This is a genomic window from Rothia sp. HMSC058E10 (genome assembly GCF_001809415.1).
Taxonomy (GTDB): Bacteria; Actinomycetota; Actinomycetes; order Actinomycetales; family Micrococcaceae; genus Rothia; species Rothia dentocariosa.
The window spans coordinates 138,256-162,534 of the sequence record NZ_KV797627.1; the positions used below are offsets into that span (position 1 = coordinate 138,256).

General features: G+C 54.3%; 20 protein-coding genes. 12 read left to right on the forward strand and 8 right to left on the reverse strand.

Annotated elements, in window-relative coordinates; all coding sequences use genetic code 11:
* Positions 1 to 112: 112 nt before the first annotated feature.
* The 3 genes from HMPREF2609_RS05340 to HMPREF2609_RS05350 form a co-directional block, all read right to left on the reverse strand.
* On the reverse strand, positions 113 to 613 hold the full coding sequence (locus tag HMPREF2609_RS05340; RefSeq protein WP_070535408.1) for a Dps family protein: 501 nt from the start codon (positions 611 to 613) through the stop codon (positions 113 to 115).
* Between the two features lie 278 nt (positions 614 to 891).
* Positions 892 to 1,548: an HAD family hydrolase gene (locus HMPREF2609_RS05345; RefSeq protein ID WP_070535410.1), complete on the reverse strand. Its 657-nt coding sequence runs from the start codon at positions 1,546 to 1,548 to the stop codon at positions 892 to 894.
* A gap of 22 nt (positions 1,549 to 1,570) precedes the next feature.
* Complete coding sequence (locus HMPREF2609_RS05350) at positions 1,571 to 2,248, reverse strand: NAD(P)-dependent oxidoreductase (protein ID WP_070535412.1); 678 nt, start codon at positions 2,246 to 2,248, stop codon at positions 1,571 to 1,573.
* Between the two features lie 176 nt (positions 2,249 to 2,424).
* On the opposite strand from HMPREF2609_RS05350, the gene HMPREF2609_RS05355 reads away from it, so the two are divergent.
* Positions 2,425 to 3,024: a hypothetical protein gene (locus HMPREF2609_RS05355; RefSeq protein ID WP_070535414.1), complete on the forward strand. Its 600-nt coding sequence runs from the start codon at positions 2,425 to 2,427 to the stop codon at positions 3,022 to 3,024.
* Between the two features lie 225 nt (positions 3,025 to 3,249).
* Positions 3,250 to 5,847: an ATP-dependent chaperone ClpB gene (gene clpB, locus HMPREF2609_RS05360; protein WP_013397814.1), complete on the forward strand. Its 2,598-nt coding sequence runs from the start codon at positions 3,250 to 3,252 to the stop codon at positions 5,845 to 5,847.
* Positions 5,848 to 6,183: 336 nt separating this feature from the next.
* On the opposite strand, the gene HMPREF2609_RS05365 is transcribed toward clpB, so the two are convergent.
* On the reverse strand, positions 6,184 to 7,188 hold the full coding sequence (locus HMPREF2609_RS05365) for a zinc-binding alcohol dehydrogenase family protein (RefSeq protein ID WP_246824260.1): 1,005 nt from the start codon (positions 7,186 to 7,188) through the stop codon (positions 6,184 to 6,186).
* A 189-nt stretch (positions 7,189 to 7,377) separates the two neighbouring features.
* Complete coding sequence (locus HMPREF2609_RS05370) at positions 7,378 to 7,914, reverse strand: PadR family transcriptional regulator (RefSeq protein WP_070535419.1); 537 nt, start codon at positions 7,912 to 7,914, stop codon at positions 7,378 to 7,380.
* 150 nt (positions 7,915 to 8,064) lie between these two features.
* Between HMPREF2609_RS05370 and HMPREF2609_RS05375 the strand changes: the two genes are divergently transcribed.
* From HMPREF2609_RS05375 to HMPREF2609_RS05405, 7 genes are all read left to right on the forward strand, one after another.
* Entirely contained in the window at positions 8,065 to 9,033 is a 969-nt protein-coding gene (locus HMPREF2609_RS05375) for a Sir2 family NAD-dependent protein deacetylase (RefSeq protein WP_070535424.1), read from the forward strand.
* A 250-nt stretch (positions 9,034 to 9,283) separates the two neighbouring features.
* Entirely contained in the window at positions 9,284 to 10,297 is a 1,014-nt protein-coding gene (locus HMPREF2609_RS05380; protein ID WP_070535426.1) for an excalibur calcium-binding domain-containing protein, read from the forward strand.
* A gap of 504 nt (positions 10,298 to 10,801) precedes the next feature.
* Complete coding sequence (locus tag HMPREF2609_RS05385; protein ID WP_004005538.1) at positions 10,802 to 11,398, forward strand: DUF4956 domain-containing protein; 597 nt, start codon at positions 10,802 to 10,804, stop codon at positions 11,396 to 11,398.
* A 195-nt stretch (positions 11,399 to 11,593) separates the two neighbouring features.
* The gene (locus HMPREF2609_RS05390; RefSeq protein ID WP_037231269.1) at positions 11,594 to 12,430 is read left to right on the forward strand and encodes a polyphosphate polymerase domain-containing protein; all 837 of its coding nucleotides are present in this window, start codon (positions 11,594 to 11,596) and stop codon (positions 12,428 to 12,430) included.
* Positions 12,431 to 12,600: 170 nt separating this feature from the next.
* A complete protein-coding gene (locus HMPREF2609_RS05395) occupies positions 12,601 to 14,187 on the forward strand; it encodes a carbohydrate-binding domain-containing protein (protein ID WP_070535428.1) in 1,587 nt (528 codons plus the stop codon).
* A 266-nt stretch (positions 14,188 to 14,453) separates the two neighbouring features.
* Positions 14,454 to 16,319, forward strand: a complete 1,866-nt coding sequence (locus HMPREF2609_RS05400) for a carbohydrate-binding domain-containing protein (protein WP_070535430.1) — start codon at positions 14,454 to 14,456, stop codon at positions 16,317 to 16,319.
* Positions 16,320 to 16,661: 342 nt separating this feature from the next.
* Positions 16,662 to 16,868 (forward strand): DUF3073 domain-containing protein, encoded by a 207-nt coding sequence (locus HMPREF2609_RS05405; RefSeq protein ID WP_013397806.1) that lies wholly within the window; start codon positions 16,662 to 16,664, stop codon positions 16,866 to 16,868.
* Positions 16,869 to 16,905: 37 nt separating this feature from the next.
* Here the strand turns inward: HMPREF2609_RS05405 and HMPREF2609_RS10925 are convergent, their stop codons facing one another.
* Positions 16,906 to 17,208, reverse strand: a complete 303-nt coding sequence (locus HMPREF2609_RS10925; protein ID WP_070448956.1) for a hypothetical protein — start codon at positions 17,206 to 17,208, stop codon at positions 16,906 to 16,908.
* 11 nt (positions 17,209 to 17,219) lie between these two features.
* Here HMPREF2609_RS10925 and HMPREF2609_RS05415 point away from each other — a divergent pair, with 11 nt between their 5' ends.
* The 3 genes from HMPREF2609_RS05415 (at position 17,220) to HMPREF2609_RS05425 (ending at position 20,276) form a co-directional block, all read left to right on the forward strand.
* A complete protein-coding gene (locus HMPREF2609_RS05415; protein ID WP_070535432.1) occupies positions 17,220 to 17,873 on the forward strand; it encodes a TetR/AcrR family transcriptional regulator in 654 nt (217 codons plus the stop codon).
* Between the two features lie 244 nt (positions 17,874 to 18,117).
* The gene (locus HMPREF2609_RS05420) at positions 18,118 to 19,164 is read left to right on the forward strand and encodes a phosphodiester glycosidase family protein (RefSeq protein ID WP_070535435.1); all 1,047 of its coding nucleotides are present in this window, start codon (positions 18,118 to 18,120) and stop codon (positions 19,162 to 19,164) included.
* On the forward strand, positions 19,161 to 20,276 hold the full coding sequence (locus tag HMPREF2609_RS05425) for a bifunctional glycosyltransferase family 2/GtrA family protein (protein ID WP_070535438.1): 1,116 nt from the start codon (positions 19,161 to 19,163) through the stop codon (positions 20,274 to 20,276). Before HMPREF2609_RS05420 ends, HMPREF2609_RS05425 begins: the two co-directional genes overlap by 4 nt.
* An 85-nt stretch (positions 20,277 to 20,361) precedes the next feature.
* On the opposite strand, the gene HMPREF2609_RS05430 is transcribed toward HMPREF2609_RS05425, so the two are convergent.
* Together HMPREF2609_RS05430 and HMPREF2609_RS05435 are read right to left on the reverse strand one after the other, a co-directional pair.
* Positions 20,362 to 21,561: an MFS transporter gene (locus tag HMPREF2609_RS05430; RefSeq protein ID WP_246825582.1), complete on the reverse strand. Its 1,200-nt coding sequence runs from the start codon at positions 21,559 to 21,561 to the stop codon at positions 20,362 to 20,364.
* A 407-nt stretch (positions 21,562 to 21,968) separates the two neighbouring features.
* Positions 21,969 to 24,152 carry a S8 family peptidase gene (locus tag HMPREF2609_RS05435; protein WP_246825583.1) on the reverse strand — a complete coding sequence of 728 codons (2,184 nt, stop codon included), beginning with the start codon at positions 24,150 to 24,152 and terminating at the stop codon, positions 21,969 to 21,971.
* Positions 24,153 to 24,279: the final 127 nt, after the last annotated feature.

A 24,279-nucleotide genomic window follows, 5' to 3' on the forward strand; every position in this document is an offset into this window, starting at 1 on the left:
GGCTGTTAAGAAAACCTGAGGAAAATCAATACAGGGGATAGTTAGGACAATAAAGGTGCCGCCTCCCGCGTAGGGGAGACGGCACCTTTCGTTCTATAATCCTGTGTGCGGATTACTTGATTTCGCCTGCGCTATTCTCTAGGAATGCGCGAACGAACCACTGGAACTTCTCAAGCTCAGCGGTCTGACCGATCAGCAGATCCTCGGTAATGGGGTCAACTTTACCGGCGAACTCGATAGCCTTGCGCTGGTCTTCGATCACGCGGGTGTAGACGTCGTTGAGGGCGTGCAGGTGCTCGGTCACGCGAGCGCGGCCTACGGGGTAATCCTCGTGGTTGCGTGCTGCTACCAGTGCACCGACGAGACCGTTGGGGGATGCACCCAGGGTTGCCATACGTTCTGCGATGTCGTCCACGAAGTTGCGAACGGTATCGACCTGCGGGTCAATCATTTCGTGCACGGCGATGAAGTCGGGGCCGGTTACGTTCCAGTGTGCGTGCTTCAGGGAAAGATGCAGTTCGTTAAGGTCGTGCAGACGAGCCTGCAGAACCTCGGAAATTTCTTTGCCTTCGTCAAGAGTAAGACCGGGTGCGGTGTATTGTGCGAATGTCATGTGAGACTCCTTTTTAGTGCGTAGATGCTGCTTCAAGGGGTAGACGGCGGGGGATTCTCACCCGCTATCTCCCCGCAAAAGCGTTATCCTTAGTAAATCATTTTTACACCCCGGAGTCAAGTTTATTTTTAGTAACTCATAATAAGGGTGGCTTTGGATGCGGTTCTGACAACGCTAAAAAATAGCCCAGATAAGGCTTAGCACACCCCGCCACAACCCTGCACCATCAACAAACTATCATTGTGAATACGGTGAAGAACGCGAAAATCGGGCGGCTATTACCCTAAGGCGCGCACCGCATCCAACGTTAACTCGGTATGTAACATGCGGGTACTCCCCAGCTCGGCGGGAACCTCAAGCTCGCCCGGCACTACAATCACCTTCATGCCCGCCGCTGTTGCGCTGCGCACTCCGGATGGCGAATCTTCAACCGCCACACACCGGCTGGGTTCAACCCCCAAACGCTGCGCCGCCAAAAGGTATGGTTGCGGATCTGGCTTCGGATGCGTCGTCTCATCGTTGCCAATAATGACCGAGAACGTTCCTTCCGGGGCGGCATCGGCTGTACGCTGAGCGATCGACGTAGTCGCGTTCGTAACAATTGCCGCTGGAATCTGGGCATCACGCACTTGGGTCAGGAAACGCTCAATACCGGGCAGAAACTCCACCTGCTGATGCGCCAATGCCTCACGAACCTTGGCAACTAGGCGCTCATTAATCTGCTCATCCGGCAGATCAACCCCGCGTTCGCGCAGGCGGTCAAGCGTAAATTTCATGGAAAGCCCCAGGCAATCCAGGGTGTCCTGCTCGGTCCAGGTGCCGCCGAACTCAGCCACCAGAGCAACCTTCGCGGCAGCCCACACCGGCTCGGTATCCACAAGCGTGCCGTCATGGTCGAAAAGAACTGCGGCGGGAAAAGAAGCATTATTCGTCATAGTTTAAGCCTACCGGGCATTTCTAGGTAGCCCGTAGGACAACGTCATCAATCGTCACCAGAAAATCTGTCCCCGCGTTCAGTGGGTTTCCCGCAATACTGAGCAGAGCATCAGCAACATCTTCACGAGCAATCATTGGGATACCCGGAACTCGCGCAACACTCGCCACATCAAACACCTTGACCCCACCCTTGCCAGGCTTATCTGTCAGCAGACCCGGATGCACCCGCGAAATATACGGCTGATACTTAGCAACCATCGCGTCGGCCTTTGCGCGATCCGTAAAAATGCTGCGCATCATGATCTTGCACCCTACACGCATGAAAAAAGATGCGCTCCGCAGCGTATCGCCCACTCCGTAGGCGCTCATAATAACGCAGTGCTTCACACCCGCACCCACTACCGAATCCATAATGAGCGGCAGGCGCTCCTGCATGAACGTGGTGGATAGAAACTCTCGCACCGTAGCTTTCTGCCCCAGGATGCTAACCATTACATCCTGTCCGGAAGAAATTGTGGCGAGCCGCTCAGAATCGTTCAGGGCACCGGGGACAATCATGAGGTTCTGGTGTTCCCCCAAAAGCTCCACCGTCTTATCGGGGTTGCGCACATAGGCGGTAACCATGTGCCCCTCCTCTAGCGCTTTGCGGGTGAAAATGCTTCCGGTGCGACCGCTTGCTCCTAAAACCAGTATTTTCATGTAGGCTCCTATTATTTACCGCTAGGGGGCATGAGTACCCGCAAGCCCCCAATGTGCTCAGTATAACAATAAAGTTTTTGGTTAAAGTTTAGGTTTATGTGGGATTTATCGCGGAAAGCCCGCTGACATGGTGAGTGCTGTACCAGTCCGGGGCACAAACCGTTTAAGATGGCACAGTGAACGAAAAATCAGAGCACTCCGGATCGCACCCGCATGTAAACTCATTAGCTGCACGCACACCTGCCCTCATACAGGTTGCAACCCTCTACGCCGCATACCCCATGGCATTCGTCTCTGCCGCCTGGATTACCGTAGGTCGTGCTCTCTTTGGTGCCGCCGGTGATCTCGTGCCCATTTTTGCTATCTCATTCGGTCCAGCACTTGCCGTAATTCTGTGCCTGGGTGCGTGGTGGATGTTTCGTGATGCGCATCGTCGCGTTGACGGAGGCGAGCACCTGCGGGTTGGTGCATCCTGGGGATTCGTATTTTCCGTGTGGGCCTGCTGGGTGCTCGCTTTTCTCTTTGGGATGTTCATTCCCGATTACCGTGCCGGGGTGCCGGTATCGGGAATTGGTGCGCTCGCGGGTGCCGATTACGTGGGCTACGGTGCAGGATTTGGGAATACCTTCGGAATTTTGACCTTTGCCATGGCTATTACCGCCGCCGTGATCGCTTTCAATGCCAATAGGCGCTCGGCGCGCATGCAGCAGGGTGTTACCGACGAGGTTTTGGAGGAGCAGGCGCGACAACAAAGCCCGTATGACTTCTTGGACTGAGACCTATCTGATTCTCGCCCCCGCGCACTAAAAAAGGCTCTTTATGTAAATAAAGCGTATTTTTCACCGCTTTATTCACATCAAGAGCCTTTTTTGGTACCGAATTTTGGTCCGGAAAACCTGCATTAACCCCTTGCATCCAAACATTGAGTGTAGTAGACTCAAGTTAGCTGTAAAAAGAAGGCGCAGGATGCGCCCCGCACAAGACACGAAAGGATAAGATTTATGGACGCAAAATTCACAACCAAGAGCCAAGAAGCGCTCTCCGCCGCTAATATGAACGCGCAGACAGCGGGTAACCCCAGCATCGAACCTGCGCACATCCTCAAAGCACTGATGGATCAGCGAGAAGGCGTTGCCGTAGCGGTTCTCAAGGCCGCAGGGCTCGATATCGACGCCATCTCGGAAGCCGCATCCGCAGAGATTAAGAAGCTGCCGAAGGCATCTGGCGCATCTGTGCAGAACGCAAACTTCAGCCGCAGCGCCCTCGCCGCTATTCAGAGCGCGCAGACCCACGCTCAGAAATTCGGTGACACCTACATTTCCACCGAAATGCTGCTGCTGGGCATCGCAAGCGGCGATAGCGATACCGCTCGCGCGCTTGAAAACCTGGGCGCAACTGCCAAAGTTATCGAAGAGACCATTCCCCAAGTACGAGGAGACCGCACCGTGGATACCCCGGACCCCGAAGGCACCTTCCAGGCCCTTGAAAAGTACGGTACCGACCTGACCGCGCTCGCCCGCGAAGGCAAGCTCGACCCCGTGATCGGCCGAGACTCCGAAATCCGCCGCGTGGTGCAGGTGCTCTCACGGCGGACCAAGAACAACCCCGTGCTTATTGGTGAACCCGGCGTCGGTAAAACCGCCGTGGTCGAAGGTTTGGCTCAGCGCATGGTCTCCGGCGATGTTCCCGAATCCCTGCGCGGTAAAACCCTGATCAGCCTTGACCTGGGATCCATGGTTGCGGGCGCTAAATACCGCGGCGAATTCGAGGAACGCCTCAAGGCCGTGCTCGAAGAAATTAAGAAATCCGAAGGCCAGATCGTCACCTTTATCGACGAGATGCACACCGTGGTTGGTGCGGGCGCATCCGAAGGTTCTATGGACGCGGGCAATATGCTCAAGCCCATGCTGGCACGCGGCGAGCTGCGCATGATTGGCGCTACTACACTCGACGAGTTCCGCGAGAATATTGAGAAAGATCCCGCTCTGGAACGTCGTTTCCAGCAGGTGTACGTGGGTGAGCCTAGTGTTGATGACACTATCGGTATTCTGCGTGGGCTCAAGGAACGCTACGAGGCGCATCATAAGGTGCAAATCTCGGATGCCGCCCTAGTCGCCGCCGCAGCACTTTCAAATAGGTACATTCCCTCACGTCAGCTGCCCGATAAGGCGATCGACCTGGTGGATGAGGCCGCATCGCGCCTGCGCATGGAGATCGACTCGGCCCCCGAGGAAATCGACCAGCTGCGCCGCGCCGTAGACCGTCTGACTATGGAAGAACTGGCCCTCAAGAACGAGACCGACCCGGCGTCAAAGGAACGCTTGGCGGCGCTGCGCAAAGACATGGCTGATAAGAAAGAACAGCTGGATGCGCTCAACGCCCGCTGGGAAGCCGAAAAGGCCGGTCTGAACCGCGTAGGCGATCTCAAGAGCGAAATCGACGAGCTGCGCTCGCGTGCCGAGGTGGCACAGCGTGAGGGTAACCTGGCGGATGCATCCCGCCTGCTCTACGGCGAAATTCCCGCCAAGGAGAAGGAACTGGAGGAAGCTCAGCGCGCCGAAACTGAGGCTCATGGCGAGGCTATGGTCTCTGAAGAGGTCACGGCTGACGACATCGCCGAGGTTATCTCTTCCTGGACGGGCATTCCCGCCGGGCGCATGCTTCAGGGCGAATCCGAGAAACTGCTGGAGATGGAGAAACGCATCGGTGAACGCCTGATCGGTCAGGAAGCCGCCGTGGTTGCTGTGGCGGATGCGGTTCGCCGCGCCCGCGCCGGAATTTCCGACCCGAACCGCCCGATTGGTTCCTTCCTGTTCCTGGGACCGACCGGTGTGGGTAAGACCGAACTTGCGAAGGCTCTGGCGGAGTTCCAGTTTGACGACGAGCACGCCCTAGTGCGCATCGACATGAGTGAGTACGGCGAGAAACACAGCGTTTCCCGCCTGGTGGGTGCGCCTCCCGGATACGTGGGTCACGAAGAGGGCGGTCAGCTGACCGAGGCCGTGCGCCGTCGCCCCTACTCCGTGGTGCTGCTGGACGAGGTTGAGAAGGCCCACCCCGAGGTCTTCGATATTCTGCTGCAGGTGCTTGATGACGGTCGTTTGACCGATGGTCAGGGTCGCACCGTGGACTTCCGCAACGTGATTCTGATTCTGACCTCGAACCTGGGTTCCCAGTACCTGGTCGATCAGGAGATGCCGTTTGAGGAGCGCACCGAGAAGGCGATGCAAGTGGTTCACCAGGCGTTCCGTCCCGAGTTCCTGAACCGTCTGGACGACATCATCATGTTCGAGCCGCTCTCTTCCGAGCATCTGGGACAGATTGTGAACCTGCAGATTCAGGGCATGGGCAAGCGTCTGACCGACCGCCGCCTGACCCTGGATGTTACCCCCGCCGCCCTGGAGTGGCTGGGCTTGGCAGGGTACGATCCGGCCTTCGGTGCCCGCCCGCTGCGTCGCCTGGTACAGCGCGAGATCGGCGACCGTCTGGCGAAGGGCATCCTCTCTGGCGCTATCCACGATGGTGACACCGTAGAGGTGGATGTGAACCCGGATGTTGCAATGGACGGTCTGTCAGTGACCTCCAAGCGTGACGACTAAATCATCACAGCGCGAAACAGAATGCTAAGTTGCAGCGGGAGCGTAAACCACGCTCCCGCTGCAACTTTCCACTCTCGGAGGAGTTCGTGCTTGCAGAGCTAAGGACCGATACGCCTGTTTGCATAAGCTTCTAGATATTTCAAAATGCTGTGAGAATAACGCTGACGTTTACAACAAGATGATTGAGCCTTTACAAGTTCTTCGCCAATGGTCTGAGGCTCATAAACAAGAAGTACTTGACGCACAAGACGTGTACGATACAACGACATGGCGGCAGAATATATATGAGGAGGGGTTATCGTCTGCACGATAGCCCCTCCTCATGTTGACGGGAGTTTAAGAATAAGAAATAACGAGTTTTCCGATCATATGGGAGCTTTCAACTTTCTGATGTCCCTCACGGAAAGACTCAACACTAAGTCCTGTTAAGATCTCGGTGAGAGTACCCGTAATCTGTCCCGAGTCGATCATGTCAGCTACTTGCCTCAGCAGATCAGACTGATACGCCATATCCTCTGTTGCAAACATGGAACGAGTGAACATAAATTCTGGCGTCACAGAGATCGACTTAGGTTTAAAAGCGCCAATGTTAAGAGTCTGAGGATCGTCAATAAAAACTAATTGACTCTGTGGATTCATGGCAGAGGCGATATCCTCTTCACGATGTTCAGTGTATGCAGAGAAAACGTAGTCGGCGCCGCCAAGATCCTGAACTTGCTGTCCCAAATCTTTGCTGTGATCCACAACGTCATCCGCTCCCAGCTTCTTGCACCATTCAACGGATTCTCGGCGTGAGGCTGATGCAATTACGCGAAGAGAAGTTCGTGCTTTTGCAAGCTGGATCACCATAGAACCGACTCCGCCTGCCCCTCCAATCACCAAAAGATTACCCGAAGTATCTTTGGTGAGACCCATATGATCAAAGAGCGTTTCCCACGCAGTGATTGCGGTAAGTGGAATGGCGGCCGCTTCCGTGAACCCCAGCGATGCAGGTTTCTTAGCGACAATACGGTAATCTACCGTCTGATATTCTGCGTTTGAACCTGGGCGTGTGAGATCACCAGCATAATAAACCTCATCGCCAGGGACAAAACCAGACACATTTTCCCCTACGGACTCGACGATACCTGCCGCATCCCAACCAAGAATTTTAGGATCTTGCTGAACTCCTGCACCCGTGCGTACCTTGACATCCACGGGGTTGATAGAGACAGCTTTCACTCGAACCAGGAGATCCTGGGCGCCCGGAACAGGGATGGGCATTTCAGCCTCAATGAGCGCTTCTGGATCAGAAATTGGTAGGGAACGTAGCATAGCAATTGTTTTCATAGTGTTTGACATAAAAATCATTCTACTGCTCGCCCTACAGACACTTTCAAGGAGGGCTAGTTACTCCGAGGAAACCACGTCATACCTATGGATGAAACATAATTCATAAGGTTTCGTGCCGAGCTGTGTTTTTATCTTTGCCCGAGGCGGGAGCATAGTTTATGCTCCCAGAACTCAGTCTTTAGCGCGTGGAATCAGCTCTTACTTCTTACGATTCTGGTAGAAATCCTTCTCGAATTTGCGTGCCCAGTCCGCAATGAGTCGGTAGGTATCGGAACACAGCTCTAGGGTTGCCTTCGCCTCTATCTGGTCTTCGATGGATGCGGCAGCCTGTTCCAGCCGATCTGCCCACTCGCTGTAGGTATCGGCAATAGACTGCAATAGTTCATGCCCCATCTTTTCATCCACCATGCGGATATTCGCGATGACGGAGACGAAATTGAAGTCTACGCGCGCAGGACTGGAGGCAATATCGTAGAGAAGCTCATGAAGACGTTCCTTGCCTTCGAGAGTAATGGAGTAGACCGTACGCTCAGGCATAGCACTGTCTTTGACGGTGGTGCTCTCCACATATCCCTGCTTATAGAGCTGCACCAGGTTGCGGTATACGGAGGGTGAGCTGATGCGCGCCCAACCGCGCACTCCGCGCTGGTCCATCATTTTGTTCATTTCGTAGGCGCTCATCGGGTGCTCATGCAGAGCCCCCAGGATCATAGCGTCGATAGTTGGGGTTGCCATAATGCTTCCTTTCACTATTGCTGTTGCTAATAATACTATCATTAATACTAGTCTTGCTTATAGTGGTTTGTGATCAAGAGAACCCGGACAGGGAAGTAGGTTGCCCGTCCCTAACTGGGGAGAGAAACATCCCCGACATACACTAGACACATGGAAAAATGGACCGATACGCAGAACTTTGCAGACGCGGGCGAGAAAAGCACACTCATCGCCTCCGCGCATCGCGCCGCCATTCGCTCCATTGAACGAGTCGTCACCGAAACCGTCACCCCGCACGACCCTCAATACGCTGCCGAGGGCATCGAAAAAATGCTCCGCACCGGTAGCGTTTTGGCGCTTACCGGCGCCGGGGTCAGCACCGAATCCGGCATTCCCGATTATCGCGGACCCTCCGGATCGCTCCTGGACCACCGGCCCATGACCTACCAAGAATTCCGTTACGACGATGCCGCCCGACAACGCTACTGGGCTCGGTCTTATGTCGGGTGGAGGCGCATGCGCCGCGCATCCCCGAATCGAGCTCACTATGCGCTCGCCGAACTTGAGCATGCGGGCGCGGTGAACGGCCTGATTACCCAAAATGTTGATGGCCTGCACGTGAGTGCCGGAAGCAAGAACGTGCTGGCGCTGCACGGCGATTTATCCTCAATTCTGTGCCTGGACTGCGGAACGCGCGAGTCGCGTGAGAGCCTGGATGTCCGTCTGGATGCAGCAAATCCGGGGTATCTAGAACGTCTCGAAAGTACCGAATTGCAGGTTAATCCTGACGGCGATGTTGAGATCGATAACGACTATATTCGCAGCTTCCAGATGGTGGGGTGTACGGTTTGCGGCTCGATGAAACTCAAACCGGATGTTGTCTATTTTGGTGAATCCGTGCCCGCCGACCGGAAGGCTCGCCAGCAGCAGATGCTCGCGGATTCTTCGGGTGTGCTGGTGGTGGGTTCCTCGGTTGCAGTGATGAGCAGCTACAAGATTGTGCTTGATGCCCTGCGCACGGATAAACCCGTGGGGGTTATGAATGGCGGTCCCGGACGTGCGGATGCGCGCGTCACCTATTTGTGGCGCACGGGCGTGGGGGAAGCACTGGAAGAAATGCTGGATCGCCTCGATATCTAATCTGCTAATCCGCAGGCTTCTCAAAAGAAAAAAGCGTTGGAAATACCGATTTTCACTATTAAGAGTCTTTTTTGAAAGAAATTAAGGTGCCTGAAATAACATTAAAGTTAAAACCTCAAGATGATATTTAAAGTTTATGGGAATAGTACATCTATCAAAAATACCTGTGTTAATAATTTCTCTTTAAAAAATCCGCTCAAACCGCGTCATAGAGGCGAAGGCAGGGTTTTGAGAGAGTAGTATATAAAGCATGAGAACTAAAAAAATTGCTACTTTCGGTGCCGTTGCAGCTCTGAGCTGCGGATTGGTAGGCGGTTTTACCACCATTCCGGCAGCATTTGCCACTAATTCCCTTCCCGGTAATTCTGTATCTACTTCTGTTCCGGGAAATTCGGACCACTCCCACAGCGATGAAGCTAAGATTTCTTTCCCCAATGAATGGAAAGAAGGTCAGGAATTGACCTTCCAAGGTTCCGGCTATACAACCGAAGACGGTTCTGCTGGATCCACTCTGGTGCTTAAAGACCATGAAGGTTCCATCGTGGGCACCTATGATGCAGATGCGCAGGGCAATGTCTCCGGCAACATCAAGTGGAATGCTGCCTATGCCGAACGTGACTATGTTGAAATTACTGTTCTGACTGGCAAAAAGGCTGGCGATGTGCGGCGCAGCGAGACTGTAAAGGTCAAGGTCGTGGCTTCTGAGAAGAGTGGTTCTCTTCCCGGTGAAGGTGGCCAGGGCGGTATGGGCGCCGTAGGTGGCGGTAGCACTCCCTCATCTACGCCGACTGTGACTCCCTCATCGACTCCTGAAGCAACCACTCCTGCTTCAACTCCGAGTGCATCCACCACTGCTGAGGCTGCAAGCACCCCATCTGCTGCCGCAACCGAGACCGCTCAGGTGACCAACGGTTCTGAAACCCACCAGTTTGCAACCTGCGAAGAGGCTAAAGAAGCAGGTTTCAAGGACATTAAGCGCGGCGACGCTGCATACTCTGAGAAGCTCGACAGCGATCATGACGGCGTAGCTTGCGAAAGCAACGGCGGCAATGGCGAGCAGGGTAGCGCATCCAACGGTAACGGCGGTGCAGGTTACGTTTCGGATAACAACAATAACGGCTCTAATAACGCTTCTTCGAACAGCAATGGCAAGCTGGCTAACACCGGTGCAAACGGTGCTCTGACCGTAGCAGGTCTGGGTATGGTTGCTCTGGGCGTGGGCGGTGCAACCGTAGCTGCTCTGCGTAAGCGCAAGCGTGCCTAAAGACTAGATGATCAAGTCCTCTGGGCGGCTCTAGAAGCTGTCGGAGGCTACAAGAATCCCCCGTTCCTCATGATTAGAGGCGCGGGGGATTTTGCTATTTAAACCTCAAAATCTAGGAAGATAGTTTCCACAAAAAAGCTGCCGATGCCGCCCTCCGAAGCAAGACCCCTCTCGACAGTAATAACGATCGAAAAGCGTACCAATCAGGATTTGCATAGGAGACGTTATCTAAGTCAGAATGTGCCTTTTGCGCATCCTTAAGACCTCTAGATAGGCGCTACACGCTCCGTATATGCAAATTCTGAATTTTTATGAGCATACCACCACATTTTTGTAGTACTGAGTCTCGTTCTTTATCCTTTATTCCCTGCAATCGCGGGGAACTTTTAGATATGCACGAAATACATAACTACAAGTTAAGACAGACACAGGAAGAACACAGGAACGGGCGCGAACCTAGAAATACAAGAACATAACGGCACACAAAACGGAACGGAGAGTCCAATGGATATCTTGATGATGGGACTGGCAGACCTAGTAGCAATTGGCACGCTCTGCACCCTGTACATGATTCGTCATAAGACCCGTGAACTCATGATTTCATACGCGGTTATCAACGCCGGTGTCTTCACCGTAACGGTCGCCCTGGCACATGCCGGAAGCACTGCGGGCGCTATGGGTCTAGGACTCTTCGGCGTTCTCTCCATTATCCGCCTGCGGTCTACCTCCCTAAGCCAGCGCGAGGTCGGGTACTACTTCGTATCTCTCGCCCTCGGTTTGATCTCAGGTGTGCGGCTTGACCCGCCATATATCGCCTTCATCCTCATGGTGGTACTAGTCGGAATCATCGCACTACTGGATTCACCGATCTTTGAAGCGAAAAACCAGCCGCGCACCCAAACAGTCACGGTGGATCGCGCTATCAGCGACGAAGGCACCCTAAAAGCCTATCTGGAATCGCGCCTCGGGTACGAGGTCGTCTCCGCTAAGATCCTGGAGCTTGACCTGCTCAACGACACCACACAGGTGACTATCACCTATAAAGAGCTTCCCCAACTCCAAGAACACCTTAACGCGAACTACGAATACTACGCTTCCTAGGCTTCATCTCGCAGATATTGCTTAAAACTACACCTAAAAACTCACACGTTGAAAGGACCTACCATGAGTCCCCAAGCACCTCAGCCGTACACCCCGTTTCAGGGTGGCGCCGCACAGACTTTGGAATCTACGCACACCCCTGCGGTAGATAATACTCCGTCTTCTCACCGAAGCGGGCACCGAGAGGAAAGTACCATGTCTATCGTGCCAACCTATTGGCAGAGCATCAGCCTCGATGAACTCAACGAAAAGGCCGCTATGCAGACCCGTGTGGACCGCAAATACATTGTGGACGCAGATTATGCGGCATCTATCCTAGCTGAACTTCCCGCCGACGAGGCGGCCGTCCTAGAAATCGACGGTCAGCGTGAATTCGCCTATGACTCTGTATACTTCGACACCCCTGACCTGGTGAGCTATAAGGCTTCCGCCATCGGCAGCCGTAACCGGTTCAAGGTACGTACTCGCAGCTATCTGGATTCTGACCTGAGCTTCTTGGAAGTCAAGACTGAAGGGGCTCGTGAATTCACGGTCAAGGAACGTATTCCGTACTCTATCGAAAACCGTGACATGCTCACTGCAGAAGGCAAGGAATATGTAGCTACCGCGCTTGAGCAGCTGACGGATGCGTCTGTCGATGACCTGGAGCCGGTTATCCGCACCGGGTACCGTCGTACGACTGTATATTTGCCCCAGTCCGAGCAGAATCCGGTGGATTCTCGTCTCACGATTGATACTTCGCTCACCTGGACTCCGCTTTCAGAAAGCGTGCTCATGTACACCGCAGACGGTGGTGAAGGGCCAACCAAGTATCAGGTCGGTACCGAATATACTGCACCCGGTACGGTGATTATCGAAACGAAATCCGGCAGCGCACCTTCAGTCGCCGATAAGTATCTGTGGCGTGCGGGCATCCGACCCGTCAAAATTTCTAAGTTTGCTACGGGTATGGCTGCGCTGAATCCTCAGCTACCGGCGAACAAATGGAAGCGCACGATTCAACGTTGGATGCAGCTTGAACCTGCCGCTTAGATCTAGACCCTGAGCGGGTAACGTCTTAGAACGCGGTACAAGAATAGGGTGGGGTTTGCCAGAGGCTCACCGTGTTAGGGCATTCTGGAAACCCCACCCTCTCGCGTAGGATGGTTGAGGCAATCTTTACCGAGATACTTAATCCCTACAGACAAGGAACCCCGTTCGAGATGTTCAAAAACCGGTTTACATCTGTTCTTACATGCACCTTTGCAGCATCGTTGGCACTTGCCGGATGCGCGATTAGCGGGAACCCTGATAACTCCAAAGCCACTGTGACCGCACAGGAACAGGGGAAGGAACTTAAATCTGGCGTATACACCTCGAACACCAAAAATGGTGAAAAGATTAATGCGCAAACTCACTTTACGCAAGAAGACGTGACCTGGAACCAGGACGCTGTTCTTCCGCTCAATCTGGCAGATCCCACCGCAACCGATGGGGTCAGCGAACAAAACGGCACGATTACGATTACGAAGGGGGGAACCTACCGTATGTCTGGCGACTATACGGGGCAAGTGAAGGTTCAAGCCCCTAAGACAGATAAAGTTCAGCTCATTCTTGACGGCGTTAATATCACGAATGAGACCGGATCTGCTATCAACGTTGCCTCTGCCGACGAAGCCGTCATCTACACGTCTCGGGGCAGCACCAATAACCTCAGTGACGGCCCAGAATACGCAGTTCAGGGCAAAAAAGAGGCAGATTCTACGATCTATTCAACCGCTAACCTAACCCTTGCGGGCGATGGAACGCTGAACGTCGCCGGTAAATTTGACGAGACGGTGCACACCACCAAAGGACTGGTTGTTGCCGGCGGTGCCCTCAACGTTAATTCCTCGAAGACCGGGCTTAAAGGCAAGGACTACGTGGATATTCAGGGCGGAACCCTGCGTATTGAAGCCGCAAAAGACGCGATTAAAGCCACCAACACCGAAAAACAAGGCCTTGGATGGGCGCGCGTGGCTGGCGGTGACACTGTTCTCCGCGCTGGCGACGACGGCATCAAGGCGTTGCGCACCCTTGAGATTCTGGACGGGAAGCTCACCATCGAAGGGTCTGAAGAAGGGCTTGAAGGGCAATACGTCAATATTCATGGCGGCAATACGCTCATCAACAGCAATAACGACGGCGTGAATGCCTCGCTCAAGGACCAGCTGCCTAACGATCAAGAGTATGAGGATCAGAAGGAAGACAGCGACCAGCCGGATGCCAGCCCCGTACCCTTGGGTGGTGCCCGCGATACCACAGAGGTTATTGATACCGTGATCAACATGACCGGTGGAAATGTAACCCTCAACGTGGGTGCCGACGGCATGGACTCTAACGGACACGAGTTCTACACAGGAGGCGAGTTGCTAATCAACGGTCCTCAAGACGATGCCAATGACCCTATTGATCCAAATGGTGACATTACTGTAAGTAACGACGCCAGGATCTCATTTGGCGGCGGTGGTGTAGAGCTTTTCAAGCGCCCGATCGACGACTCCACAAATGGGTATCTGCGAATTGCAGATAACGATACTTTCCCACAAGAGCAATCTGTTCAGGCAGTAGATTCTGCCGGACAAGTCGTTGCAAACTACCGGGTGATTACTCCGGGTGTTAAACAAGTATTTTTCTCGAATCCCTCTATCGTGAAGGGTCAAGAATATACTCTTTACCTAGCACCCACGCTGGTGGATCCGAAGACCACCACCCTTGCACCTGGTGCCGTTGAACGTGGAACTTTCACGGCATCAACCCCCGATCTATAAAACATAACGAGAGGAGAGAATCCTATTCCAACCTTTAGCCTGCGCAGGATAAAACCATCACACAAAACTCCGGCGCGGGTGGCGGTGCACGCCACAAGTATGCATCAGAAAATCCAATTTCTATCACACGACACATACATCAGGAGCCTGCAGGAACCCGTGAATTTGATGCGGCTGGTACCCGTTACCCCGTAGAATTCGGATGTAAACCCTGAAAATACTCACAAACTGCTCAAACAGTGTAGATAGAAAGTGATTCTTTCCCCATGAATAAAAAAATACTGACTTCGGCAACCTCGGTAACTTTGCTCGCAGCACTTGCGCTCACCGGATGCTCAACTACGAGCAACGCCCTCGCCTCTGGCACGGCGGCGGATAGCTCAGTCGGTACGACAGCGACAACATCCTCGGCGACCGCCACCGACACTGCCACCAGCAGCTCGTCATTCTCGACCAACGTGAAAAGCGGCGAAAAACTCGACGTCGATACTCACTATTCGGAGCAGGATCTCAGCTGGGACACTTCCTCCGAAACCGCGATTGACCTGTCAAACCCCACCGCAACGGACGGCGTTACCGTTGAAGACGGAACGCTGACCATCACGAAGGCTGGCACGTACAAACTCTCCGGCGAATACCAGGGGCAGATCAAGGTTGAAACCGCTGACAGCGACGCGGTTCGGCTCGTTCTCGATAACGCAAACATCACGAATTCCAGCGGTGCCGCGCTGAACGTGGTAAACGCTGACGAGGTTATTCTTTACAGCGCATCTGGCACCACCAATACGATAAGCGACGGTGCAGACTACACCGCAACGGGGGAAGATGATCCGGATGCCGTGGTCTATTCCAAGGCCGACCTGACGATCGCGGGTGAAGGCACCCTGAAGGTGAACGGCAACCACGAAGACGGCATTCACACGAATGACGGCCTTGTGATTGCCAGCGGCACTCTTGAGGTCAATGCGGCGAACACCGGTATCAAGGGCAAGGATTATGTGGATATCCTAGGCGGCACTATTAACGTGACCGCGCAGCAGGACGGCATCAAATCCACTAACGATACCGACGAGGGGAAGGGCTGGACCCGCCTGAGCAACGGTACCGTAACCGTGAATGCGGGCGATGACGGTTTCAAAGCCTCTCGGGTCGTCGAAATTTCCGGGGGCTCCCTGACGGTTGAACAGTCCGATGAAGGCATTGAGGCACAGTACATCAACATCTCTGGCGGCGATGTAAACGTCACGAGTGCGGATGACGGCATGAATGCCTCGCTGAAGACAAGCGATTCTGAGAGCACGGATTCATCCGCGAACACCTCTGATACTGCCAATCAGCAGCAGGGCAGCCTGCCGGGTGGGCAGCAGAACGGAACCTCCAATCAACAACAGCAGGGGACGGGTCAGCCTCCTGCGATGTCTGGAACCTCGCAGGACGGCACGTCTCAGAACGGAACTTCAGGCACTGCTCAGCAGCAGAACAACACCCAGAACCAAGGCAATCAGAACATGGGTCAGCCTCCGGCAATGCCCGGCGGTAACGCCCAGGACGGCACGTCTCAGAACGGAACTACAGGTACCGGCCAGCAGGGGATGGGTCAGCCCCCGCAGGGTGGTATGCCCGGTGGTGGTGGCGGAACCTTTGAGGTTGTCGATGCTGCAATCAACGTGAGCGGCGGTCACGTTACCGTCAATGCTGAGGGCGATGGCATCGATTCGAACGGTGTCACAACTCTTTCTGGAGGAACGCTGATAGTGAACGGCCCCAGCCAAGGCGGTAACGCTGCGCTGGATACCAACGGCGACTTGCTCCTCAACGGTGCCACGGTTCTCAGCGGCAGCACGGCAGATATGTTCGAGGCTCCCTCCACCAACTCGACGAGCGGCTACCTGAAACTGACCAATAGTTCCGGATTTGAGCAAGGATCCACGGTTCAAGTAGCGGATTCATCTGGTAAGGTGGTGGCTAACTATAAAGTCACCAAGTCGAATGTGCAGTTGGTTCTCGTCTCTAGCTCATCGATCGTCAAGGGTCAGAGTTACACGGTGTACACTACAACATCGGCTGTGGACTCCAACGCAGCGTCGTTGGCATCCGGTGCGACCGAGCTAGGTAGCTTTACAGCCAGCTAGTGCGGGTTGTTCCCAGGGACTTGGGGATAAAATCTTTGAGTCTCGGGCTTGTAGAGATGGGTTGCTACGCGCGGCTCTTATAGAAGGCTCCTACAAAGGTTTGGGCTCCACATCAGCGTATAATGCGCGAGGTGGAGCCCAAACCTTATGCATAATTCGCTGGGTTTTGGGCGAAGAAACTGAAGATTCGATAGATTTTCTGAGCATGAATCTGTCAATCAACAAGACATTGAGGGGTAAAACAAGGTACCCTAGAACATAGGAAAGACTAGAGAGCGATCCGTGGGTTATGCGCGCCTTGGGTGTGGTGGCTGCGGACATGAGGAAAGAGGGGGTCACGCCATGGGGCGCGGCCGTCAGAAGGCTAAGGCAACACGGCAGGCTCGGGAGATGAAGTACTTCAGCCCCGAGACCGACTACAGTGCACTTGAGCGCGAGCTCAACGCTAAGAACACTAAATCCTCCGAATCATCTTCTCGTCGCTATGATGATGAGGATGATTACTCGGCATACGCGGAGAAATATGCCAAATATGATGATGAGGTGTAGCGGTAGAGCCTAGCGTTACGCTCATACGCGAACCGGCTTAAGCACCCTGCAGGGTGACTTGGGCCGGTTTTTTGTATACTCTGCGGGCGTGCTTGAGCGGTCTACGGGTTTTCATGTTGGTTCGTTTGCGCATCTGCTGATGCTGGCGGGCATCCTGCGGTGTGGATACGATAGTGTCACCTACGAAAATGTACAATACCCGAATAAGGTCCGTGCCCACCCGGATATTCCCGACAATGAAATCGCGCTCGCGGGAATTGTCCTCGGTTACCGCAGTGATGGCAAGGTGAATTCGCATCGCAGCCCCCGCGCCGGCGGTCGTGGGGATTTTAACGATCATATAAGGAGAGAATGATGGGAACCAAAGATGATATTGTGCGCATAGCCACCGACTATATCCAAAGGAACGGCGTCAGCGGTTTCAGTTACGCAGATATAGCGCGCAAAATGAACATCAAAAAACCCAGCATTCACTACTATTTCCCTGTGAAATCAGATCTCGTGCGTGCAGCCTTCGAAAAGTACAGCACAGACTTTTTTGAGACGCTACGCCAGGGCGTGGAGGCGGCACACAGCCTCCGCGAAGAACTCGAAGTCTATATGAGGCCCTACCGTGCGAACCTGGAACAGGGCTATAAACTCTGCCTCTGCTCAATGCTGGCGCTGGAATCCCTGGGGCAGAGCGCATCCGCTCACGATGCTGAAGAGGACAAGAAGACGGCGAAACGGGGAACGCATATCAATGCCACGTTCGTACCCCTGCGCGCCCAAGCTGAAAACCGTGAGCCTGCCGAGGTTAACACCGCAGACTTTCAGGCTAAGAATATTCGCTGGCTCGCCGAGCGTTTTGAGCACGCCGGGTACGATCCCGAGCACGCGCAGACAGAGGCGGAGTCCTTATTCTGCACGGTGCAGGGCGCGCAGCTGATAGCACGCTCCGCACAGAGTCTTGACCTCTTTGACTCCGTCACAAAGCGGCACCTCGATAACCTCACCGGCGCGTAAGTGCGTATCAAGTAGAGGCGGCAGGCTTATTGCGAGTTATTGTGCATTTTGCGGTTATTTAAGTCGCCCGATGCACAATAACTCGCGAAATAGAAATCGGACGAAGACGGTCTGGCATCTAAAGCATCAAGCTGTGTGGAGTATATGCGCATGATGAGACGATCCCTGGAAATGAATACTCATACATAGCTAAAACATAGCTTCTTCATGTTTTAAAACGAGAAATGCCACGCATTCTAGAATCATGAAGAACGAAAATACTACCGCAACACTGCCAGCCGAACAGGTCGAAGAGACTTCTGAAACATCCCAGAAACCCAAGAAAAAGAAAGTAACTAGGCGCGTTCTCTTAGGAGGCGGTCTCGGCACCCTTGCCGTCGCGGGTGTTGGTGCTGGCTGGGCATATAATCGTTATCTTGCCGAGCATACGCAGATTGACGACACCGTAGCCTATGAAAAATCACAACAAGCAAAGAATAATAATTCATCATCTGACGGTACCTCAAGCCCCAGCGAACTCACCAACGTTAAGGTCACCTCTGATGGCCTGAGCGCCAGTGAAGGCTCTATCACCATTACTAAATCCACCGAAGGAAGCGGCAACAACGCGGTCGTTTCCTTTGCCGCAGAGATCAAACTCAACGCCATGACCCTGCTGCGCGGAGCCTTTGCCAACAACAAATTCGGGCAAAACATTATCGATACGCCCTCCAATATCGCCGCGCAGCACAACGGCATCTGGGCGATTAACGGCGACTACTACGGGTTCCGTGACACCGGCATCGTCATTCGCAACGGTGTGGCATACCGCGATTCTGGCGCGCGTGAAGGACTCGCGTTCTACCAAGACGGCTCCGTCAAACTCTACGACGAAACCGGCACGAACGCGCAGCAGCTCCTCAACGAAGGGGTCTGGAATACGCTTTCCTTTGGACCGGCACTCGTGCGGGACTCAGAGGTTGTCAGCGGCATCGATCAGGTTGAGGTCGATACCAACTTCGGCAACCACTCCATTCAAGGCAACCAGCCGCGTACCGGCGTGGGCGTGCTCGGTCAGAACCACCTCGTATTTATCGTGGTCGATGGGCGTTCCGACGGGTATTCGCGCGGAGTCACCATGCCCGAATTTGCCTATATGTTCAAGGAACTCGGATGCGTAAGCGCCTATAACCTAGACGGCGGCGGATCCTCGGTGATGGTCTTCAACAACCAGCTGGTCAATAAGCCGATGGGCGGCACCAAAGAACGCGGAACCAGCGATATTCTGTACATCGCCGGGAGCGCATCATGATAGTCCTGATACCTGCCTATAAACCGGATGAATCTCTCGTGCGGTTAGCGCAGCAGATCACGGAATTGGATGCGCACGCCGAAATCCTGGTGGTCGATGACGGCTCGGGAAGCACCTACGTGCCGATCTTTACTGAGTTGGCGATTCGGGGCGTCACGATTATTGCCCACCCTGCAAACCGTGGAAAAGGGGCGGCCCTGCGTACCGGGTTGGCGTGGGCACGGGCGCATCGGCCCGATCAAATTGTGGTGACGGCGGATGCTGACGGGCAGCATTTACCCCGCGATATTCTGCGAGTGGGTGCTAAAACCGAGCGAATGGCGAGCATCGGTACGCGTGCCCTCGTGCTGGGGGTACGCACCCTGCCGGATACTCGCACCGAGCTCACTGAGCCCGCTGTCCCTCTGCGTTCCCGGTTGGGTAATGCGCTTACTGTCGGGTTCTTTACGCTGGCGACGGGCACTCGCATTGCCGACACCCAGACGGGGCTTCGCGGGTTTACCACACAGATGATTGATTGGGCTCTCAGCCTGCGCGGCGATAAATACGAATACGAGTTTTCAATGCTGCTTCGTGCCAGCCGGGCCGGGGTGGAGCTTATCGAGCTGCCCATCGTGAAAGTATATGAGCCGGGAAACCCGAGCAGTCATTTTCGCCCGATCCGCGACTCCGCACGAATTTACGCGCCGCTACTGGGCTTCTTAGTATCCTCCTGCACCGGGTTTATCGTGGATGCGCTCGCCCTCTTTGCCCTCGTAGGCGTGGGTTTTGCTCTGCTCCCGGCGATTGTACTGGCGCGCATTATCTCGGCGCTGACGAATTTTAGTATTAACCGTATGCTCATGAACGACGGTGCCGATCGCCCCTCGCGGGCGGTGTCCCTGGGGCGCTATGCGATTTTAGCAGTGGGGATTTTGCTTGCAAATGCTGCGCTGATGGAGGTTCTCACCGCTTTCGGGGTCGTGCTCATCGTGGCGAAGATCCTGACCGAGCTGACCTTGATTCCCCTCAGTTTCGCGGTACAGCGTCGGTGGGTTTTCCTGCCAGCACCGCCTCCGCAGACTACGGAGCAAAACGAGCGCTCACGCGAGCTTGCCACGCATTCTTCGTAGAACATCCTGCGGCGTAGGTCTCTCCCTATAAAAGGCTCATTATTCAAATAATGAGCCTTTTATAGGGAGGGGGAACATAGATTACTTAGTCAGAAGCCGGGGCCATTTCCGAAAGTTTAGGCAGTATGCGAAGACTTCTTTGTGAGAGCATCAGGATCAAAGCCAAAACCATAAACGATCCGTAAAAGAGAACCGTTCTGGAAATCCCCCACTGCACATACATGATGCCGGCAAGCAATGCCGCCACAGGAGCTAGAAGCATATTCGGGATGCCCTGCGCCGAATGTACACGTCCTATCATGTCTACCGGAGTCGAAGCATTGATATACGCGACGATACTGGAATTGAAGGCAGGAAGCGGCACTCCCGAAATAAGCATCAGCGCACAGGTTACCCAAAAAGAGTCGTGGGTGAACGCCGCTGTCATGTAGCATATGACCATCATCCCGACCGCCAGCGCACCCAATGTTCCTAAGGCGAAACGCTCCGTCATCCACCCGACTGTTAGGGACCCTAAGAGCACTCCGGCACCAAAAACACAGGCAAAAATACCGATACTGTAGGCCGCAATACCCTGTTCCGCGTAATAATAGATGAAGACGAGTGGCAGTCCTGTTGCGGCAAAGTTCGCGCAGCAGGCCACAGACGCGATCGCTACAAGAACACGGTTCTTCACAACATACATGAGCCCTTGGGCGAGGTCGGCAAAAAATCCGGTAGATTGTGCATCGATGACGGTATCGGACACCGTAGTTTCACTTCCTGTCTGCCGGCGCTTATGCTCGGCACGCGCAACAGTAGATGAACTAGGTGCCGCCAGAAAAGCTGTGAAATTGACAAACGCATGCACGCAAGCGGTCAGAATCAAAGAAGTGGAGGCGAGTAGACCCGCTAACGGGCTGCCAATTAGGTTCGCGGCAGATTCGCGTGTTTCTCCTAATCCAGAGGCGTACCCGAGCTGTTTGGTAGGCACCACCCGTGCGATAATAGCCTGCTCGCTGGGGTAATCGAACGATGATGCCAGCGCCATCACGCACAGGATGCCTATCAGAATTGGAACAGAACCGACGTTTGCGAGAAGACACAGGGTTAGGACTATCCAGGTGATGCACTGCCCCATGCATGAAAGCGTAAGAGTGTATGTGGGCTTATATCTGTCGACAATAACTCCAGTCAGGAAGCTCGCCAGTATGCGTGTTACACCTGTAGCAAAGAGGGCAAGACTGGCGTTTTCGGGGGAGCCGGTGAGGAACAGCATGATCAGGGGAACACTTATATAAGACATAGCGTCTGACAGCTGATTCGCACCTATCGCGAATACTGTGCGTCTCAAAGGGATATTTGCCCGCAAAAGGCTGTGTGTACTCATGGGGTTCTCCAGATATTCAAGGTTGTGAGGCTACGATGCCTCATAGCAGCGCAGCACCGCATCATGCCTCATAGCCGCTGCATGTTGTGCAGAGCAGACAGGCGCGATGCGGTTATTGCCCTCATCAATTACTCAAATAAAAACCCCGTGTGTTGAGCATGGATGAGATTTGTATGATGTCCTATATCATAGACATACATCACACATAAAGTAAAATTTGATGTAGACTTAAAATTGCACATATTTTTTCTATTCCACTTCTTACTAAAAAAGGCTCTTGATGTATATCAAGAGCCTTTTTATGCGTTATCCGTCAGGGGATTTTAGTAGCGGTAGCCTACGTTATAGTAGCCGTAGCCGCGGTAGCTGTTACCCCAGCCGTAGGAGTACGATGCCCACCACGGATGCCCTGAACGGTGCATCCACGGGGTGTTGTGCCAGCTTCCACGGTGTCCGCGGTGGTATCCCCAACCGCCCCAAGAACCGTATCCGTAATCCCAGCGGTTCCATGCACCGTATCCCGACCAGGGATCGTACCAGGGGCTGGGGGAGTAGTAGCCTTGACCCGGGTAATCGTACCAGTACCACCATGAAGGAGGCGCTGGCTTATAAGACTCCGAAGGTGCGGGCGTGGGTTTCTTGGTTTTTACGGGAGCCGGGCTCGGCTTAGGAGTCTCAACCGGTGCGGGCTTGGTAGGCTTCGGCGAAGGTTTGGGCTTGATCGGCAGAACCGGCAGCTGTTCCTCATATGGAGGCAGCGTGGGCAGAGGCTTCGACGGTGGGGGTCCAATCGGGCGTGCAGGCTTGCTCGGCGCAGGCGTTGGGGTAGGCGTGGGTGCAGGCGCGGGCTTTGAGGTTTCAGCCGGTGCCGGAGTAGAGCTGTCGGACGGAGCAGGCTCAGGCTTAGAAGGTTCGGACGGAGCAGGCTGAGTCGGTGCGGGGCTCGGCTGTTTCTCTGATTCCACAAGCTCATCGACCTTATCCATTGCCTTAGCCGCATCTATAATGCCGGCGCCGCAATAGTCACGATCGCAGGTGATCGGGTTAGCGGTGGATTTCAGAATATCCAGAGCCTTCTCGTAGCTCAGGTTCGGGTATTTTGACCGCATGATGGCAATCGTGCCCGCAACGTGAGGAGCCGCCATCGAGGTACCCTCATATTCGGCGTAATCTTCCTTCTCGGGAACAGTCTTGCCTTTATTCACCAGCGAAAGAACGCCCACACCCGACTGCCTAAAATCGCCGCCGGGGGCGCTGACGGCAACGGTCGAGCCGTAGTTAGAGTAGGGTGCACGTGAATTTCCAGGGTTGCTTGCACCCACGTTAATCACGCCGTCACAGCTGCCGGGAATTTGAGCCGAAGCATTCTGATTTGAGTTTCCGGCGGAGGTTACGATGATGCTGCCGCGCTTGTTCACGGACTCGATGGCACGGTTGTAGGTGCGCGAGCATTTCCCGGCACCGCCCAAAGACATGTTGATAACCTGCGCGGGGTGCTGGTTTGCGGGTACACCCCTCACGGACCCACCGGATGCCCAGATCATCCCATCGATAATGTCTGAATCGTAGCCGCCGCAGGCACCCAGGACGCGCACCGGCACGATCTTGGCCTTCGGGGCTACCCCGGCAATACCGATGTTGTTGTTGCCGACGGCCGCTATAGTCCCCGCAACATGGGTGCCGTGCCAGGTTGAATTGGTGGCTTTTGCCCCAGAACCGCACTGCCCTTCAGTGGTCCAGTCGCCTTCATCCTGCGGGTTATTATCGCGTCCGTTGCCATCGCGTGCAGCGGAGGCATCCGACACGAAATCGTAGCCGGGCAGCACATTCTCATCCAGGTCTGAATGCTTGGTAACGCCGGTATCGATCACGGCAACGGTCACCTGGTGATCCCCTGCGTGCTTCAGTGAATAGTCGGCTTTGATGGTGGTGAAACCCCACAGGCGTGACATCTTAGGATCGTTGAAATCGACCTTATCCGAGCCGGGGAGGCTACCGGTGGGCTGGCGTTTGAGATCCGGCTCGACCGAGTCCACCTGCGGGTTCTCGGCGAGCGTCTGCATATACTGTTTTGCCTGCTGCGCATTCAGAGGCTTCGATAGAGAGACCACCGAGTCATTCTGTGCGGTATCACGCACATAGGTGGTTTTAACGCCGAGGAGCTCGTCAAGCGAATTTACGCTCTTCTCGATGCCCTGGTAGAGTTCGGGCACAAACTCGGAGTATTCGCCAGATTCCAGTCCCGCGATATCAAGGTTGTTCTTGGCCTGGTCGGCATAGTTGATGATAAAGCGGTCATAGCCCTGTTCCTGCTGCTGCACCGAGGTTGCAGTCAGAATATCCTCAGTCTGTGAGGATGCAGGAATTCCGGTCTTCGTTGATACCGGTGATGCGGGTGCGGCGTGAGCGGACGGTGCGCAGAGCCCTACCATCAGGGATGCGATACCCGCTACGCTCAGCGCCGCTATGCGGGTCCGCTTCACCGTAGGGTGTTCGATGAGTGACATGAAATGTCCTATGTTCAGTTATGTGTGAGTGAATATATGTGATGGCGAATTTGTGATTGAACTCGTCATCAAAAAATAGAATATAGGGCGTTTTGAAAAAGTGCATCTTGAAAGTATTTCAACTCAA